Annotated in this window: 17 protein-coding genes; 16 read left to right on the top strand and 1 reads right to left on the bottom strand. The window is 64.2% G+C overall.

The genetic code is table 11. The annotated features are described in order from the left end of the window. Window positions 1-215 precede the first annotated feature (215 nt). The 16 genes from rpsB to ACIGJC_RS08080 all read left to right on the top strand — a co-directional run bounded on the left by rpsB (window position 216) and on the right by ACIGJC_RS08080 (window position 16,369). Window positions 216-959: a 30S ribosomal protein S2 gene (gene rpsB / locus ACIGJC_RS08155; RefSeq protein WP_483708252.1), complete on the top strand. Its 744-nt coding sequence runs from the start codon at window positions 216-218 to the stop codon at window positions 957-959. A gap of 296 nt (window positions 960-1,255) precedes the next feature. Continuing rightward, complete coding sequence (gene tsf / locus ACIGJC_RS08150) at window positions 1,256-2,134, top strand: translation elongation factor Ts (RefSeq protein WP_483708251.1); 879 nt, start codon at window positions 1,256-1,258, stop codon at window positions 2,132-2,134. A 267-nt stretch (window positions 2,135-2,401) separates the two neighbouring features. Then, on the top strand, window positions 2,402-3,112 hold the full coding sequence (gene pyrH, locus ACIGJC_RS08145) for a UMP kinase (protein ID WP_483708250.1): 711 nt from the start codon (window positions 2,402-2,404) through the stop codon (window positions 3,110-3,112). Between the two features lie 105 nt (window positions 3,113-3,217). Further along, a complete protein-coding gene (gene frr / locus ACIGJC_RS08140; protein ID WP_483708249.1) occupies window positions 3,218-3,778 on the top strand; it encodes a ribosome recycling factor in 561 nt (186 codons plus the stop codon). Between the two features lie 48 nt (window positions 3,779-3,826). Next, entirely contained in the window at window positions 3,827-4,597 is a 771-nt protein-coding gene (locus ACIGJC_RS08135) for an isoprenyl transferase (RefSeq protein ID WP_483711495.1), read from the top strand. Window positions 4,598-4,636: 39 nt separating this feature from the next. Next, on the top strand, window positions 4,637-5,458 hold the full coding sequence (locus tag ACIGJC_RS08130; RefSeq protein WP_483708248.1) for a phosphatidate cytidylyltransferase: 822 nt from the start codon (window positions 4,637-4,639) through the stop codon (window positions 5,456-5,458). Window positions 5,459-5,475: 17 nt separating this feature from the next. Continuing rightward, window positions 5,476-6,663, top strand: a complete 1,188-nt coding sequence (gene ispC, locus ACIGJC_RS08125) for a 1-deoxy-D-xylulose-5-phosphate reductoisomerase (RefSeq protein WP_483708247.1) — start codon at window positions 5,476-5,478, stop codon at window positions 6,661-6,663. Window positions 6,664-6,783: 120 nt separating this feature from the next. Continuing rightward, the gene (rseP, locus tag ACIGJC_RS08120) at window positions 6,784-8,175 is read left to right on the top strand and encodes an RIP metalloprotease RseP (protein ID WP_483708246.1); all 1,392 of its coding nucleotides are present in this window, start codon (window positions 6,784-6,786) and stop codon (window positions 8,173-8,175) included. 98 nt (window positions 8,176-8,273) lie between these two features. Then, window positions 8,274-10,628 carry an outer membrane protein assembly factor BamA gene (gene bamA / locus ACIGJC_RS08115; protein WP_483708245.1) on the top strand — a complete coding sequence of 785 codons (2,355 nt, stop codon included), beginning with the start codon at window positions 8,274-8,276 and terminating at the stop codon, window positions 10,626-10,628. Window positions 10,629-10,649: 21 nt separating this feature from the next. After that, window positions 10,650-11,177, top strand: coding sequence for an OmpH/Skp family outer membrane protein (locus ACIGJC_RS08110; RefSeq protein ID WP_483708244.1), 528 nt, complete (start codon window positions 10,650-10,652; stop codon window positions 11,175-11,177). A gap of 32 nt (window positions 11,178-11,209) precedes the next feature. Further along, window positions 11,210-12,298 (top strand): UDP-3-O-(3-hydroxymyristoyl)glucosamine N-acyltransferase, encoded by a 1,089-nt coding sequence (lpxD, locus tag ACIGJC_RS08105; protein WP_483708242.1) that lies wholly within the window; start codon window positions 11,210-11,212, stop codon window positions 12,296-12,298. A gap of 15 nt (window positions 12,299-12,313) precedes the next feature. Then, window positions 12,314-12,766: a 3-hydroxyacyl-ACP dehydratase FabZ gene (fabZ, locus tag ACIGJC_RS08100; protein ID WP_483708241.1), complete on the top strand. Its 453-nt coding sequence runs from the start codon at window positions 12,314-12,316 to the stop codon at window positions 12,764-12,766. A gap of 108 nt (window positions 12,767-12,874) precedes the next feature. Then, window positions 12,875-13,678: an acyl-ACP--UDP-N-acetylglucosamine O-acyltransferase gene (gene lpxA, locus ACIGJC_RS08095; RefSeq protein ID WP_483708240.1), complete on the top strand. Its 804-nt coding sequence runs from the start codon at window positions 12,875-12,877 to the stop codon at window positions 13,676-13,678. Between the two features lie 87 nt (window positions 13,679-13,765). Continuing rightward, complete coding sequence (gene lpxB / locus ACIGJC_RS08090) at window positions 13,766-14,899, top strand: lipid-A-disaccharide synthase (RefSeq protein ID WP_483711494.1); 1,134 nt, start codon at window positions 13,766-13,768, stop codon at window positions 14,897-14,899. Further along, the gene (rnhB, locus tag ACIGJC_RS08085; protein ID WP_483708239.1) at window positions 14,899-15,555 is read left to right on the top strand and encodes a ribonuclease HII; all 657 of its coding nucleotides are present in this window, start codon (window positions 14,899-14,901) and stop codon (window positions 15,553-15,555) included. Before lpxB ends, rnhB begins: the two co-directional genes overlap by 1 nt. A 28-nt stretch (window positions 15,556-15,583) precedes the next feature. Next, on the top strand, window positions 15,584-16,369 hold the full coding sequence (locus tag ACIGJC_RS08080) for a TrmH family RNA methyltransferase (protein ID WP_483708238.1): 786 nt from the start codon (window positions 15,584-15,586) through the stop codon (window positions 16,367-16,369). 12 nt (window positions 16,370-16,381) lie between these two features. On the opposite strand, the gene ppsR is transcribed toward ACIGJC_RS08080, so the two are convergent. After that, window positions 16,382-17,287 (bottom strand): posphoenolpyruvate synthetase regulatory kinase/phosphorylase PpsR, encoded by a 906-nt coding sequence (gene ppsR, locus ACIGJC_RS08075; protein WP_483708237.1) that lies wholly within the window; start codon window positions 17,285-17,287, stop codon window positions 16,382-16,384. Between the last annotated feature and the right edge of the window lie 256 nt (window positions 17,288-17,543).

Genomic DNA, 17,543 nt, shown 5'->3' with positions numbered 1-17,543 from the left:
GGCCTGGCCGTTTTTCCGCGTCCCGTCGGCAGCGTTCGGCTCCGCTTGAGTGGTGCGGGCATTTATTGCTAGAATAGCCGGCTGGCCTGATTGCGGTGCAACATTTGCCGCTGCGGTCGTTTTTGAAATCGTGAAATCGCTGGTCCGCCCATCCGGGGTGTTCCTTTTCAGGAATGTCGGGGCGGACTTCAGACCTAACCCTATTGGAGAATCACATGTCCGTTACCATGCGCGAAATGCTGGAAGCCGGTTGCCACTTCGGCCACCAGACCCGCTTCTGGAACCCGAAGATGGCCCCCTACATCTTCGGTCACCGCAACAAGATCCACATCATCAACCTCGAAAAGACGTTGCCGATGTTCCAGGACGCAATGAAGTATGTGCGTCAACTGGCTGCCAATCGCGGCACCGTCATGTTCGTGGGTACCAAGCGCCAGTCGCGTGAAATCCTGGCTGAAGAAGCTGGCCGCGCCGGCATGCCCTACGTCGACGCCCGCTGGCTCGGCGGCATGCTGACCAACTTCAAGACGGTCAAGACCTCGATCAAGCGCCTGAAGGACATGGAAGCCGCCAAGGAAGCCGGCGCGCTGGAAACCATGAGCAAGAAGGAAGCGCTGATGTTCGAGCGCGAAATGATCAAGCTCGAAAAGTCGATCGGCGGCATCAAGGAAATGGGCGGCGTGCCTGACGCCATCTTCGTGGTGGACGTCGGCTACCACAAGATTGCCGTGACCGAAGCCAAGAAGCTGGGCATCCCCGTGATCGGCGTGGTCGATACCAACCACTCGCCGGAAGGCATCGACTACGTGATCCCGGGCAACGACGACTCGTCCAAGGCCGTGGCCCTGTACGTGCGCGGCGTGGCTGACGCGATCCTGGAAGGCCGTGCCAACGCCGTTCAGGAAGTTGTCGAAGCCGCTCGCGGCGGTGACGACTTCGTCGAAGTGCAGGAAGGCTGATAGCCGGCTGCCGAGAGGACCCCGATCACGCGCATCGCCACGGAACGATCTCAATGCATCGGCCACCGGACCTGGCAAAAGGTACGGGGCGTTGCGCGGAGCCGGTGAATACCGGCCTTGGCACGGCGACAAGAAGAAAAGGGGGCACATCCGGCGCCCCCTTTTTTTAAATTTGCAGTATCTGGATTGTTGTCATCCGCCGCAGGCAAGCTCTGCCGCGGGTGAGGCTGTACACCCCGGCCGGTTGCCAGACAGGAAACTGGGGCACCCGGCGCGAACCATTCAAGGAGTGACAAATGGCGGCAATTACCGCAAGCATGGTGGCTGAACTGCGCGCGAAGACCGACGCGCCGATGATGGAATGCAAGAAGGCCCTGACCGAGGCCGACGGCGACCTGAACAAGGCTGAAGAGCTGCTGCGCGTCAAGCTGGGCAACAAGGCCAGCAAGGCCGCATCGCGCGTGACCGCCGAAGGCGTGGTCGCCTCGTTCATCGACGGCACCACCGGCGTGCTGGTCGAATTGAACTGCGAGACCGATTTCGTCTCCAAGAACGACGACTTCCTGGCTTTCTCGGCCAAGGTCGCCGAGCTGATCGCCAAGCAGAACCCGGCCGACGTGGCCGCGCTGTCGGCGCTGGAAATCGATGGCGTGAGCGTCGAAGCCACCCGTACCGCCCTGATCGGCAAGATCGGCGAGAACCTGACGATCCGCCGCTTCGTGCGCTACGCCAACGGCGGCAAGCTGGTTTCGTACCTGCACGGCACCCGTATCGGCGTGATGGTCGAGTTCGACGGCGACGAAGCTGCCGCCAAGGACGTCGCCATGCACGTGGCCGCCATGAAGCCGGTGTCGCTGTCGGCTGAGCAGGTTCCTGCCGAGCTGATCGCCAAGGAGCGCAGCATTGCCGAGCAGAAGGCTGCCGAGTCGGGCAAGCCGGCCGAAATCGCCGCCAAGATGGTGGAAGGTTCGGTCCAGAAGTACCTGAAGGAAGTGTCGCTGTTCAACCAGCCGTTCGTGAAGAACGACAAGCAGACCGTCGAGCAGATGCTCAAGGCTGTCAACACGACCGTGAAGGGCTTCACCCTGTACGTGGTGGGCGAAGGCATCGAGAAGAAGCAGGACGACTTCGCTGCCGAAGTGGCCGCCCAGGTGGCCGCTGCACAGAAGGGCTGATGTCCGGGGCGGGGTGCCACCCTTCCGGGTTGGCCCGCCGCCTATAATGCCGAAGGGGCGCCGCGAGGTGCCCCTCTGTGTAAGTAGGATCGAAGCAGCAGCACGCGGTCTCCTTGTGTGCACCGCAACAGCCAGTTTCCGGGGTCATCCGCCCGTCGCGGGTGACCTCGAAAACCGGTTCAATCCGGCATTCGCGCGGCCTGCCGCACGGGTGTATCAAAACTATACGTCTCAAATCGAGCGACTTGCTCCTGTCCGAGGGTGAACATGCCAGCCTACAAGCGCGTCCTACTGAAACTCTCCGGTGAAGCCCTCATGGGCGACGATGCCTTCGGCATCAACCGCGCCACCATCGAAGGGATGGTCAATGACATTGCCGAGATCGTGAAGCTCGGCGTCCAGGTCGCGGTCGTGATCGGCGGTGGCAATATCTTCCGCGGCGTCGCCGGTGGTGCGGCCGGCATGGATCGCGCCACCGCGGACTACATGGGCATGCTGGCCACCATGATGAACGCGCTGGCCCTGCAGGACGCCATGCGCCACGCCAATATCGAAGGGCGCGTCCAGTCCGCGCTGCGCATGGACCAGGTGGTCGAGCCTTACATCCGTCCGCGCGCCATCCGCCAGCTCGAAGAGGGCAAGGTGGTGATCTTCGCCGCAGGCACCGGCAACCCGTTCTTCACCACCGACACCGCTTCGGCGCTGCGCGGGGCGGAGATCGGCGCCGAGATCGTACTCAAGGCCACCAAGGTGGACGGTGTGTACACGGCGGACCCCAAGAAGGACCCGAGCGCCACGCGCTACACCACGATTACGTTCGACGAGGCTATCTCGCGCAACCTGCAGGTCATGGACGCCACGGCTTTCGCGCTGTGCCGCGACCAGAAGCTGCCGATCAAGGTGTTCTCGATCGTCAAGCCGGGCGCGCTCAAGCGCGTGATCCTGGGCGAGGACGAAGGTACGCTGGTCCACGTCTGAAGGCGGTCCGGGCGCGAAATCTGGTGCGCGGCCCGGCAAAGAGTAGAATGATTCATTTTCGATCCCGGGATGCCGGGATTCTGGTAGCTGATTCCGGAGGTAATGATGAGCGTCGCCGAAACCAAGAAGAGCGTCGAGCAGAAGATGCAGAAGTCGATCGAGGCCTTCAAGGCCGATCTGGCTAAAGTCCGCACCGGCCGTGCCCACACCGGCCTGCTCGACCACGTACAGGTGGACTACTACGGTTCGATGGTACCGATCAGCCAGGTCGCGAACGTCGGCCTGGGCGATGCCCGCACCATTACCGTCCAGCCCTGGGAAAAGAAGATGGTTGGCGCGATCGAGAAGGCCATCCGCGACTGCGACCTGGGCCTGAACCCGGCCACCATGGGCGAGGTCATCCGCGTGCCGATGCCGGCCCTGACCGAAGAGCGCCGCAAGGAGCTGACGAAGGTCGTCAAGGGTGAGGCCGAGGGCGCCAAGGTAGCGGTGCGCAACCTGCGCCGTGACGCCAACGAGCAGTTCAAGAAGCTGGTGAAGGACAAGACCATCTCCGAGGACGACGAGCGCCGCGGCCAGGACGATGTGCAGAAGCTGACCGACAAGTTCGTTGCCGAAATCGACAAGCTGGTCGCCGAAAAAGAGAAGGAGATCATGACGGTCTGAGGACTGCCCCGCGCCTTGTCGCCGGAGTCTTCAGTGTCGTTTGCCACCATGCAGCACATCAGTTCTACGCTCGCCGTCCCTGACACCACTTATGTGCCCCGCCACGTTGCCATCATCATGGATGGCAACGGCCGCTGGGCGACGCAACGCCATCTGCCGCGCGTGGCCGGTCACAGTCGCGGACTCGACGCCGTGCGCGCCGTGGTGGAAGCCAGCGCCGCTCGCGGCGTGAAATTCCTGACCTTGTTTGCGTTCAGCTCGGAGAACTGGCGCCGCCCTGCGGACGAGGTCTCGTTCCTGATGCGCCTGTTCATGACGGCTCTGCGCCGCGAAGTGGTCAAGATGCACGCGAACAATATCCGCGTGCGTGTGGTCGGGGATCTGAGCCGCTTCAGTCCGCGCATCCAGCAGTTGATCCGGGATGCCGAGGCGCGCACGGCGGACAACAGCGGCCTGACCGTGACCATCGCCGCCAACTACGGCGGTCGCTGGGACCTGCTGCAGGCCATGCGCAAGATGCTGGCCCGCTCGCCCATGCTCGATCCCGAGTCGATCGACGAGTCGGTGCTGGCGCCGCACCTGGTGATGTCCTACGCGCCGGAGCCGGACCTGTTTATCCGGACCGGGGGCGAGCAGCGCATCAGTAATTTCCTGTTGTGGCAGCTGGCCTATTCCGAGCTGTATTTCACCGACGTCTACTGGCCGGACTTCGACGCCGCCGAGCTCGACAAGGCCTTCGCCTCGTACCGCCAGCGTGAACGCCGCTTTGGCCGCACCAGCGCGCAGCTGGTTGCGCCGGGGCTGTCCGGCACTGCCTGAGCGGCAGGCCGATCCACCTTTCCACGGGACTAGCAGCGCATGCTTCTCACCCGCGTCATCACCGCCCTGTGCCTGTTGCTGCTGATTCTGCCGATCCTGTTCCTGGCGCCGCCTTCGGCGCTGGCCGGCCTGGTCGCGGTGATCGTGCTGCTCGGGGGCTGGGAGTTCGGGCGGCTTATCGGCCTGCGCGGCGCCTGGCCTTACGTCTATGCGGTGGCCTGCCTGCTGGCCCTGATCGCCTGGCATGATGTCCCGTCCCGCCAGGGCCTGGTCTGGCTGCTGCAGGCAGCCGTGGTCTGCTGGGGCGTTGCGCTGGTGCTTCTCGCGCGCGGCGTACGCTCGGCAACAGCCAGCTTCACCCTTCTGGGCGCCATTCTCGGCCTGATCATGCTGCCCGCCTTCGGGCACGCAACGATGATCCTGCGTGGCGCCGGCATCGGCGTGCTGCTGACGGCGGCGGTGCTGGTGTGGGCCGCCGACATTGGCGCCTATTTCGTCGGCAAGGCCATCGGCCGGCGCAAGCTGGCGCCATCCATCAGCCCGGGCAAGTCCTGGGAAGGCGCCATCGGCGGCTGGCTGCTGGCGATGCTGATCGGCCTGAGCCTGGCGGCGACGCATGCGTTTGCCCCGACCTGGTTCTCTGTCATGGCCGACCATGGCGGGCTGGTGCTGGTGGCGCTCTTGACCACGCTCCTGGTTGCGGCCAGTATCATCGGCGACTTGTTCGAATCGCTGCTCAAGCGGCAGGTCGGCATGAAGGACAGCAGCCGGCTGTTGCCGGGCCATGGCGGCGTGCTGGATCGCATTGATGCCCTGGTGCCGGTGTTTCCGCTGGCGGCCCTGATGGTGACCTATTTCTGAAGCCGTTCTGTCCTGATATGCATCGAATTACCATCCTCGGCGCAACCGGCTCGATCGGCGAAAGCACGCTCGACGTGGTGCGGCGCCACGCCGGCCGGTATGCAGTACATGCCCTGACCGCGCACCGGCAGGTGCAGAAGCTGGCGGCGAGCTGCATCGAGTTCAGGCCCGCCCGCGCCGTCGTGGGCACGCCGGAAGCCGCTCGGGAGCTGGAAGCGCTGCTGCGCGCCGCCGGGGTCACGACCGAAGTCAGCCACGGCGAGGCCGCGCTGGAGTCGGTCGCGAGCGATGCGCAGACCGACTCGGTCATGGCCGCGATCGTCGGCGCGGCGGGGCTGCGCCCCACGCTGGCGGCTGCGCGCGCCGGCAAACGCGTACTGCTGGCCAACAAGGAAGCGCTGGTCATGTCCGGGCGCATCTTCATGGATGCGGTGCGCGAGCACGGCGCCACGCTGCTGCCGATCGACAGCGAACACAACGCCATCTTCCAGTGCCTGCCGGCGAACGATCAGCGCTATCGCGCCGGTGTGGCAAAGGTCGTGCTGACGGCGTCCGGCGGTCCGTTCCGTACGCGCGACCCCTCCACGCTGCATGACATCACGCCGGACCAGGCCTGCGCCCACCCCAACTGGGTCATGGGACGCAAGATATCGGTAGATTCGGCCACCATGATGAACAAGGGGCTGGAGGTCATCGAAGCCCACTGGCTGTTCGCGGCGCCGGCCGAGCATATTGAAGTGCTGATTCACCCGCAGAGCATCGTGCATTCGATGGTCGCCTATCGCGACGGTTCGGTGCTGGCGCAGTTGGGGAATCCGGATATGCGCACGCCGATCGCCTATGGCCTGGCCTATCCCGAGCGGATCGATGCGGGGGTTTCCGCGCTGGACCTGACTCTGGCCGGCGCGCTCAATTTCGAAAGGCCGGACCTGGCGCGGTTTCCCTGCCTGGCACTGGCCTTCGACGCGCTGCGCGCGGGCGGTGTGGCGCCGGCGGTGCTGAATGCGGCCAACGAAGTGGCTGTGGACGCATTCCTGCAGGGTAGCGTCCGCTTTACCGACATCGCACGGATCGTCGGCAACGTGCTGGAAAGTACACCCAACCACGCCGCCGATTCGCTTGAATGCGTGCTCGATGCCGACCAGAAGGCGCGGCACGCTGCACGTGCCTGTCTACAGGAGCTAACAATCAGCGCGCCGCGCTGACAGCGTGGCCAGTGGCATCTGCGACAATGGCAATGCTGCGATGGCGCGCGCTCCTGACAGGTGCGACCGTCATGCGGCCTGGCCATCGCCAGCCCGGCCAACTTTCCTGACGACCCTGCCATGCAAACCGTAATCGCCTTTGTCGTCGCCCTCTGCGTGCTGATCTTCGTGCACGAGATGGGCCACTACCTTGCCGCGCGCGCTTGCGGAGTCAAGGTGCTGCGGTTCTCGATCGGCTTCGGCCGGCCGCTGCTGCGCTGGACCTCCAAGGGAAGGGACCGCACGGAATGGACCGTCGCGGCGATCCCGCTGGGCGGCTACGTCAAGATGCTGGACGAGCGCGAACGGGACCCCGAGCACGATGCGGCCATCGACCCGGCCGAGCTGCCACGCGCCTTCAACCGGCAGCCGGTGGGCAAGCGCTTTGTCATTGTCGCGGCGGGACCGCTGGCCAATTTCGTGCTGGCGATCGTACTGTACTTCGCACTCTTTACAGGCGGGATGCGCGAGCCGGCACCCATCCTCACAGCTCCAGCGAGCGGCACGGTGGCGGCCCTGGCCGGCGTGCGCGAAGGCGACCGGGTGCTGTCATTGGAGGCCAACGGGAGTAAAGAAGCCATCCGTTCGTGGAACGAGCTGCGCATGGCGGTATTTGCCGAAGGCTTCGGTGACGCGCGCGCCGTGCTGCGCGTGCGCGGCGCCGACGGCGGCGAGCGCGACCTGACGCTGGCCCGGCTGCCGAGCACCGGCAGCAATCCTGATCAGGATCCGCTTGCCATGATGGGCCTGGCGCTGAAGGGTGGCCCCGTGACGATCACGGAAGTCCTGCCCGGTTCCGCGGCGGAACGGGCAGGGCTGAAACCGGGCGATCGGGTCGTGGCATGGCAGGGCACACCTCTCACGCAGGCCGCTGAACTGATCAAGGCAGTGCGCGCGCAGCCGGGCCAGCGCGTGGCGCTGGGCATCGAACGCGGCGGCCGGCGCCTCGATGTTCCGGTAACGCTAGACAGCACGCCACCCCGCGAAGGCGACGCCCAGGGGGCAGCCCCGTCGGGCAAGCTGGGCGCGGCGCTTACCCAGGCGGTGCAGATGGAAACCGTGCGCTATGGGCCGGTACTGGCGCTGTCCCGCGCCACCGGCCAGGTCTGGAGCACCAGCGTCCTGTCGCTCAAGCTGCTCGGCAAGATGCTGATCGGGCAGGCCTCGCTGCAGAACCTGAGCGGCCCGCTGACCGTGGCGGACTACGCCGGACGTGCCGCTCACCTCGGCGTACAGGCCTTTGTCAGCTTCCTGGCGCTGGTCAGCGTCAGCCTCGGCGTGCTGAATTTGTTACCTATTCCGGTTCTGGATGGGGGGCATTTGCTGTATTATTGCGTGGAATTTTTGACTGGCAGGCCCGTCCCAGACCACTGGCAGGCAATGCTGCAGAAGGTAGGCATCGCCTGCATCTTGCTCCTGACTTCGCTCGCTTTGTTCAATGACGTCAGCCGGATGTTCCTGGCCAATGGCTAGAAACAGGTCACGGCAAGCAGGGCGGTCGTGTTGCCGACACCATCGCCCGGGACGCTTTGACAGGCGCAGTCCCACGAAGCATCGGAGCGCAATCCTGGATGGAATCAAAGAGGGGATCAAGATTGATCAGACATAAGCGCATCTCGCTGGGCTTGCTAGCGAGTGCCATTATTGCAGCCTGGAGCCCGGCAGGCTGGGCCGCCGATCCGTTTGTCGTGAAGGACATCCGCGTTGAGGGTCTGCAACGCGTGGAACCCGGTACGGTCTTTGGCTACCTTCCCGTCCGCGTCGGTGAGACGTTCACCGACGACAAGGGCGCCGACGCCATCCGCGCCCTGTATAACACGGGCTTCTTCAAGGACGTGCAGATCCGCGCCGAAGACGGCGTGCTGGTCGTGCAGGTGGAAGAGCGCCCGGCTATTTCGCAGCTCGAATTCGTCGGCATCAAGGAATTCGACAAGGACACGCTGCGCCGCTCGCTGCGCGCCGTGGGTGTCGCCGAAGCGCGTTACTACGACAAGGCCCTGATCGACAAGGCCGAGCAGGAACTGAAGCGCCAGTACGTGGCCCGCGGCTATTACGCGGCCGACGTGCAGACCACGATTACGCCGGTGGACCGCAACCGCGTGTCGGTCGTGTTCAACGTGGAAGAAGGCCCGGTCGCCAAGATCAAGCAGATCAATATCGTCGGCAACAAGGCCTTCAAGGAAGGCACGCTGCGTGACGAGATGCAGCTGTCCACGCCGAACTGGCTGTCCTGGTACACCAAGAACGACCTCTACTCCAAGCAGAAGCTCACGGCTGACCTGGAAGCACTGCGTTCGTACTACCTGAACCGCGGTTACCTGGAGTTCGCCATCGAGTCGACCCAGGTGTCGATCACGCCGGACAAGAAAGACATCTACCTGACGCTGAACATCAAGGAAGGCGAGCAGTACAAGGTGTCCGATATCCGCCTGGCCGGCGAACTGCTCGGCAAGCAGGAGGAAATGGAAAAGCTGCTGCAGCTGAAGAAGGGCGATATTTTCTCTTCCGAAAAGCTGACGGCCAGCACCAAGTCCATTACGGACCTGCTCGGCACCTATGGCTACGCGTTCACGACGATCAACCCGCAGCCGCAGATCGATCAGGAAAAGCGTGAAGTCGCGCTGACGCTGATGGTCGATCCGGGCCGCCGCGTGTACGTGCGCCGCGTGAATGTGGTCGGCAACAGCAAGACCCGCGACGAAGTGGTGCGCCGTGAAATGCGCCAGATGGAAAGCTCGTGGTTCGACAGCGAGAAGCTCCAGCAGTCGCAGGCGCGTATCAACCGCACCGGCTACTTCACCGACACGAACATCACCACCGAGGACGTGGCGGGCGCGCCTGACCAAGTCGATGTGAACGTCAATGTGACTGAAAAGCCGACCGGCCAGATCAGCCTGGGCGTGGGCTTCTCGTCCACGGACAAGCTGGTGCTGCAGGCCGGCCTGCGGCAGGACAACGTGTTCGGCTCCGGTACCAGCCTGGGCCTGGACGTGAACACCGCCAAGTCGTTCCGTACCATTGCGCTGACGCAGTACGACCCGTACTTCACGGTGGATGGCATCAGCCGCTCGACCGATATCTACTACCGTACGTCGCGTCCGCTGTACTACACCGGCGACCAGGACTACAAGATCGAAACGGCGGGTGGCGGCTTCAAGTTCGGCGTGCCGTTCTCGGAAGTCGATACCGTGTTCTTCGGCATCGGCTACGAATGGACCCGTATCTCGGTCTCGCCGAATACGCCGGCCCAATATGTCAAGTTCCTGCACGACATCGGCAAGCTTCCGGCCGGCCAGACCGTGGGTACCGCGTCGCCGATCAACAACTTCCCGTTCACGATCGGCTGGGCGCGTGACCGCCGTGACTCGGCGCTGGTGCCGACCAAGGGCCCTTACACCCAGGCCAACCTGGAAGTCGGGATTCCGGGCGGCGACGTGCAGTACTACCGTGCCAGCGTGCAGCAGCAGTATTTCTATCCGCTTTCGAAGGCCTTTACGCTCGCGCTTAACGGTGAAGTTGCTTATGGCCACGGCTATGGCAACACCCCGTTCCCGGTGTACAAGTACTTCTACGCCGGTGGTATCGGCTCGGTGCGTGGCTACCAGACCAGCACGCTGGGCCCGAAGGACCAGAACGGCAACCCGGTGGGTGGTGCGTCCAAGATGATCGGTAACGTGGAATTCATCTTCCCGCTGCCGGGTTCGGGCGTGGACCGCACGCTGCGCCTGTTCACCTTCTTCGACTTCGGTAACGTGTACCAGGAAGGCGCGCCACTGTCGTTCAGCGAACTGAAGTACTCGACCGGTTTCGGCATGTCGTGGCTGTCGCCGATCGGCCCGCTGAAGATCAGCATGGGCTTCCCGCTGAAGAAGGACGAGACCGACAAGGTTCAACGCTTCCAGTTCCAGATCGGCACTGCGTTCTGATTCTGTAAAAGGATCTGTTTCATGAATACAAAATCCAAATTGGTCAAGACCCTGAGCGCCGCCGCGGTGGCTGCTGCGGCGCTGTGCGCCGCAGCGCCGGCGATGGCCCAGGAAGCCCGCATTGCTGCCGTGAATTCCGAGCGCATCCTGCGCGATTCGCAGCCGGCCAAGGCCGCGCAAGTCAAGCTGGAGCAGGAGTTCTCCAAGCGCGACCGCGAGCTGCAGGACATGGCCCAGAAGATCAAGGGCATGGCTGACAAGCTGGACAAGGACACGGCCGTGCTGGCCGACTCCGATCGTCAGCGCCGCCAGCGTGAAGTCGCGGACCTGGACCGCGAGTTCCAGCGCAAGCAGCGCGAATTCCGCGAGGACCTGAACCAGCGCCGCAATGAGGAACTGGCACAGGTGCTCGAGCGCGCCAACCGCGTGATCCGTTCGCTTGCCGAGCAGCGCAAGTACGACCTGATCGTGCAGGAAGCCGTGTACGTGAACCCGCGCATCGACATCACCGACGATGTGATGAAGGCGCTGAACGCCGGCGGCAAGTAAGCCACTGGCCGTTTTTTTCAGGAAGTACCGCCATGCAGACACCCACACTGGGGCAGCTCGCCACCGAGAACGGCGCGCAGGTTGTGGGTGATCCCGACCTCGCGATCATTGGCCTGGCTCCGCTGGACCAGGCCGGTCCCGGCGAGCTCTCGTTTCTCTCCAATCCGCTCTACCTGTCGCAGGCGCTGGCTTCCAACGCCAGTGCCGTGATCGTGTCGGCGCCGGATCTGGAGCGCATCCGTGCGCAAGGGGCGGCCGATGGCCGCAACTGGCTGGTGGCGCGCAATCCGTACGCCTGCTTCGCCTGGATTGCGCAGCGCTTCGACCGGGCCAACCGCGACACGCGCACGGGCATCGACCCGCGCGCCAGCGTTGCCCCGGGGGTTGCCGTTCCGGCTTCGTGCTTCATCGGGCCGAACGTGGTGATTGAATCGGGCGCGCGCATCGGCGAGCGCGTGCGTATCCTGGCCAACTGCTTCGTCGGCGCCAATGCGGAGATCGGCGACGATTCGCTGATCTACGCCAATGTGTCCGTCTACCACGATTGCGTGGTGGGCGCGCGCGCGATCCTGCACAGCGGGGTCGTGATCGGTGCCGACGGTTTCGGCTTTGCGCCGGACATTGGTCCCACCGGCGTCGAGTACGTGAAGATTCCGCAGACGGGCCGGGCAATACTCGGCAACGATATCGAAGTTGGCGCGAATACCGCCATCGACCGTGGCGCGATGGCCGATACCGTGATCGAAGACGGCTGCAAGATCGACAACCAGGTCCAGATCGCGCACAACGTGCGGGTTGGCGCCCATACGGTGATTGCGGGCTGCGCGGCGGTGTCGGGCAGCACGCGCATCGGACGGTTCTGCGTGATCGGCGGTGCCGCGAATTTCTCGGGGCACCTGACCATCGCCGAACGCACCACGGTGTCGGGCGGGACCTCGATCACCAAATCCATTACCAAGCCCGGCGGCCACTTTACCAGCGTGTTTCCGTTCCTGCCGCATGGCGAATGGGAGCGCAACGCCGCGATCGTGCGCGGCCTGACCAAGCTGCGCGAACGCGTCATGCAGCTGGAGCGCCGCCTGCGCGGCCAGTCCGCCGGGACCCAAACCTCACAAGACTAAGACAAGAGAAAGATCATGACCGCCGCCGAAATCGACATTCGCAAGATCCTCAAGCTGCTGCCCCATCGCTACCCGATGCTGCTGGTGGACCGCGTGCTCGAGTTCGAACCGCAGAAGCGTATCAAGACGCTGAAGAACGTCACCATCAACGAGCCGTTTTTCCAGGGACATTTCCCCGGCCAGCCGGTCATGCCGGGCGTGATGATCCTGGAAGCGCTGGCCCAATCGGCCGGCCTGCTGACCTTCGGCGCCGACATGGAGCGCAAGGAAGGCGCGCTGTACTACTTCGTCGGCATCGACGGCGCGCGCTTCAAGCAGGTCGTCTACCCGGGCGACCAGCTGCATATGAATGTGACCGTGGAGCGCTATATCCGCGGCATCTGGAAGTTCAAGGCATTTGCCACGGTGGACGAAAAGGTAGCGTGCGAGGCGGAGCTGATGTGCACCGTCAAGCAGGCTGACGCCTGAGTCCACATGCCCGCGGCAGCGCCGCGGGCACGGCGGCTACCTGCCGCCACGCCTGGGCCGGGGCGGCCCAGCCACGCCCCCAGACACCAGACCAACAGGACAGGACGTATGACGCAAATCCATCCCACCGCACTGGTCGACCCGAAAGCAGAACTTGCGGCCGACGTGACCGTTGGCCCGTTTTCCATTGTCGGGCCGAATGTGCGGATCGGCAGCGGCACCCAGATCGGCGCGCACTCGACGGTCGAAGGCCATACCACGATCGGCGAAGGCAACAAGATTGGCCCGTACGCTTCGGTGGGCGGTGTGCCGCAGGACATGAAGTATCGCAACGAGCCGACCCGGCTCGATATCGGCGATCGCAACACCATCCGCGAATTCACCACGATCCACACCGGCACGGTGCAGGATCGCGGCGTGACCACGATCGGCAGCGACAACTGGATCATGGCCTACGTGCACATCGCGCATGACTGCTCGGTGGGCAACCACACGGTATTCTCCAGCAACGCACAGATCGCCGGCCACGTGGAAGTGGGCGACTGGGCAATCCTCGGCGGCATGAGCGGCGTGCACCAGTTCGTGCGCATCGGCGCCCATGCCATGCTGGGCGGTGCTTCCGCCCTGGTGCAGGACGTGCCGCCGTTCGTGATCGCGGCCAGCGACAAGAGCGGCAACAAGGCCACGCCGCACGGCGTCAACGTGGAAGGCCTGCGCCGCCGCGGCTTTGATGCTGGGCAGATCGCCGCGCTGCGCCAGGCTTACAAGCTGCTCTACAAGTCGGATCTCAGCTTCGACGACGCCCGCAATGAAATTGGCGCCCTGCTGGCGCAAGCCGATGCGAGCACCGCAGAGCCCCTGCGCGCGTTCCTGGACTTCATTGCCGCTACCCAGCGCGGCATCGTACGCTGAGACTGGCCGGACATGGTCGACGTCGCGATTCGGGGCAGCTCGCCTGACGGTACTGCAAGCAACGCAAGCCAGCGCGGCACCATTGCCATGGTGGCCGGCGAAGCCTCCGGCGACCTGCTGGCATCGTTGATGCTGGGCGGGCTCAAGGCCCGGCTGGGCGATACGGTCAGCTATGCCGGCATCGGCGGCAAGCGCATGATGGCGGAGGGATTTGTTTCACATTGGCCGATGGAGACACTGTCGGTCAATGGCTACGTCGAGGTCCTGGGTTCGCTGCGCGAGATCCTGGCCACGCGCCGCGCCATCCGTGATTCGCTGCTGGCCAATCCGCCGGTCTGCTTTATTGGCGTCGATGCGCCGGACTTCAATTTCGGGCTCGAGGTGCCGCTGCGGCGCGCGGGGATTCCGGTGGTCCATTTCGTCAGCCCATCGATCTGGGCCTGGCGGGGCGGGCGCATCCGCACCATCGCGCGCGCGGTCGACCACATCCTCTGCCTGTTTCCGTTCGAGCCCGAGATCTATGCCAAGGCCGGCATTCCGGCCACCTATGTAGGCCATCCGCTGGCCGACGTCATTCCGATGGTGCCCGATGTCGCGGGCGCGCGCGCGGCGCTGGGCCTGCCCGCGGGCCATCGCGTGGTGGCGGTGCTGCCGGGCAGCCGGCAGTCCGAGGTACGCAATCTCGGCGCCACGTTCTTTGCCGCCATGGCGCAGATGCAGCGCATGGACCCGAACCTGGCGTTCGTGCTTCCGGCCGCGAGCGCGCCGTTGCGCGCCATCGTGGAGAGCCTGCACCTGCAGTATCCGGAGCTGCGCCTGACGATTGTCGATGGCAATTCGCACCTGGCCATGGAATCCGCGGATGTGGTGCTGCTGGCCAGCGGCACCGCGACGCTGGAAGCGGCGCTGTACAAGAAGCCGATGGTGATCTCGTACAAGGTGCCCTGGCTGACCGCGCAGATTATGAAGCGGCAGGGCTACCTGCCCTACGTCGGCCTGCCGAATATCCTGTCAGGTCGCTTTGTCGTGCCCGAGTTGCTGCAGGACGATGCCACGCCCGAAGCGCTGGCGCGCGAGACGCTGCTGCAGCTCAACGACCAGGGCAATATCGCCTTCCTGTACGAACACTTCACGCGCATGCACGAAACGCTCAAATGCAATACCGCGCAGATTGCCGCTGACGTGGTCGTTGACCTCGTGCGCGCGCGAGGGCTGGCTTGATGGCGCGCCGCGATTCGCCGTCTCCGCAAATGGGACTCGACCTGGCACCGGTCGCGGCGAGCGTCCGGTTCCTGTGCGGTGTCGATGAGGCAGGTCGGGGCCCGCTCGCCGGGCCGGTGTACGCCGCGGCCGTGGTGTTCGATCCGGCCAGGCCGATGCTTCGCGGGCTCGCGGATTCGAAGATTCTCACCGCGAAAAAGCGCGAGGAGCTTTACGACAAGATCTGCGAACGCGCGCTGGGCTGGCATATCGCCTTCGCCACCGTGGAAGAGATCGATACCATCAACATCCTGCATGCATCCATGCTCGCCATGCAGCGTGCAGTGCAGGGACTGGCTGAGAAGGGCATTACGCCGGACCTGGTCCAGGTAGATGGGAACCGCTGCCCGCAGGTACCGTTTCCGGTCGAGGCGATCGTCAAGGGCGATGCCTTGGTCAAGGCTATCTCGGCGGCGTCCATCCTGGCGAAGGTTGCAAGGGACCGGGAGCTGCTGGTCTTGCATGACGCTTATCCGCAGTACGGCTTCGACGCCCACTCGGGCTACCCGACGCCGCAGCATCTGGCGGCCCTTGCGCAATTCGGCGCTTCGCCGCACCATCGGCGGTCGTTCGCACCCGTGCGCGAGGCATTGGCCCGCGGCCCGGCAGCCTTTTGAGCGCAGCGCGCGCATCGAGAATCAACCTGTGAAGCACGTCACTTCGCGCGACAACGCGCTGTTCAAACATCTCAAGGCGCTCGCCACATCGACGCACCAGCGCCGCAAGGCCGGGCAGTCGCTGCTCGATGGCGTGCACCTTGCCCAGGCCTATGTCGGGGCGCTGGGGCAACCGGTAAGCTGCGTGGTGTCGGAGCGCCACTACGATCATGCGGAAGTGGCACCCTTGCTGTCACAGATCGATAGCCAGCGCGTCGTCGTACTGGCCGACGCGCTGTTCGTGCAGGTCAGCGGCGTAGCCAATGGCATCGACCTGATGCTGGTGATCGAAACCCCGCCGGGACATTTGCCGGCGCGGATCGAGGAAGACTGCATTATCCTCGATGGCTTGCAGGATGCCGGCAATGTCGGGTCGATATTGCGTAGCGCGGCCGCGGCGGGTATCCGTCACGCGTTCCTGGGCACCGGCTGCGCGTTCGCGTGGTCAATCAAGACGCTGCGCGCCGGCATGGGCGCCAACTTCCACCTGAACATCGTCGAGCACTGCACCATCGACATGCTGGCGCCGCGGCTGGCCGTGCCACTGCTGGCGACGTCATCGCATGCCGACGCGGCGGTGTTTGATACCGACTTGCGCCAGCCGGTCGCATGGATCGTGGGCAACGAAGGCGCAGGCGTCAGCGCGGCATGGATGGAGCGCGTGGCGCGCACCGTCGGCATTCCGCAGCCTGGCGGCCTGGAATCGCTGAACGTGGGGGCCGCGACCGCGATCTGCCTGTTCGAGGCAGTGCGGCAGCGGCGCACGGCGCCATAGGCGCCGCGACGTTCAGTAGTTGTCGCGATCGACCTTGATTTCCTGCAGGATGGTCGTGGCAATTTCCTCGATCGACTTGTGCGTCGATGATAGCCACTTGATGCCCTCGCGGCGCATCATCGCCTCGGCCTCGTTCACCTCGTAGCGGCAGTTTTCCACGGCGGCGTACTTGCTGCCGGGACGGCGCTCGTTGCGGATTTCCGTGAGACGCTGCGGGTCGATGGAAAGGCCGAAGATCTTGCTCTTGTAGTCGTACAGGGCCTTGGGCAGCTTGCCGCGCTCGAAGTCGTCGGGAATCAGCGGATAGTTCGCAGCCTTCAGGCCGTACTGCATGGCCAGGTAAAGGCTGGTCGGCGTCTTGCCGCTGCGCGAAACGCCGACGAGGATGACGTCGGCCTCCTGCAAGTTCTTGTGTGACTGGCCGTCATCATGGGCGAGCGAGAAATTGATGGCCTCGATGCGGTTCTTGTAGGCCTCGGTATCCGCGTTCTGGTGAAAGCGGCCGATCGCGTGCGTCGACTTGAGCCCGAGTTCCTTTTCCAGCGGTTCGATGAAGGTCTGGAACATGTCCAGGATCATCGCCTTGGCGCGTCGCAGTGCCTTGTTCGCTTCCTGATTGACGAGCGTGGTGAAGACGATCGGCGGAGCACCTTCAGCGTAGAACGCTTCGTTGATTTTCCCGACGGCAATATGTGCCTTTTCCGGAGTATCGACGAACGGCATGCGCACCTTGCGGAAGCGCATCTCGAACTGTGCCAGGATCGAGTGGCTGAACGTTTCGGCAGTAATGCCGGTGCCGTCCGAGACGATGAATACCGTGCGGGTGGCGGGGCGGTCGCTCGCGACGGGTTGGGGAGACTGCGGCGTGGCACCGGCATTCGCCGGCTGGGCGCCGTCCGGCGCGACAGGCTCAGACATGGGCAAGCAGAATAAATAGATTGGATGTTCCGCAGAAAAGTGCGGCGCAGCACGGTAGAATAGCGGCGATCTTTTCGCTAAGCAATTCCGTTGGGCCTTTGCCGGTGCGGCCTTCCCGGCTGGAATTGTTGACAATGTGCGCTGCGAGACGAGAGCCACAAAACACAATTCCCCTGATGTGTGCGGGGTTGTTTAGCCAAGCGATCTGTTTATGAACAGAGCTCCGGGAACAGAACAACAAGAACATACCGGACAG

The sequence above is a fragment of the Cupriavidus sp. C3SS-1 genome (assembly GCF_057073755.1).
This window is presented reverse-complemented; position numbering and strand designations above follow the sequence as displayed.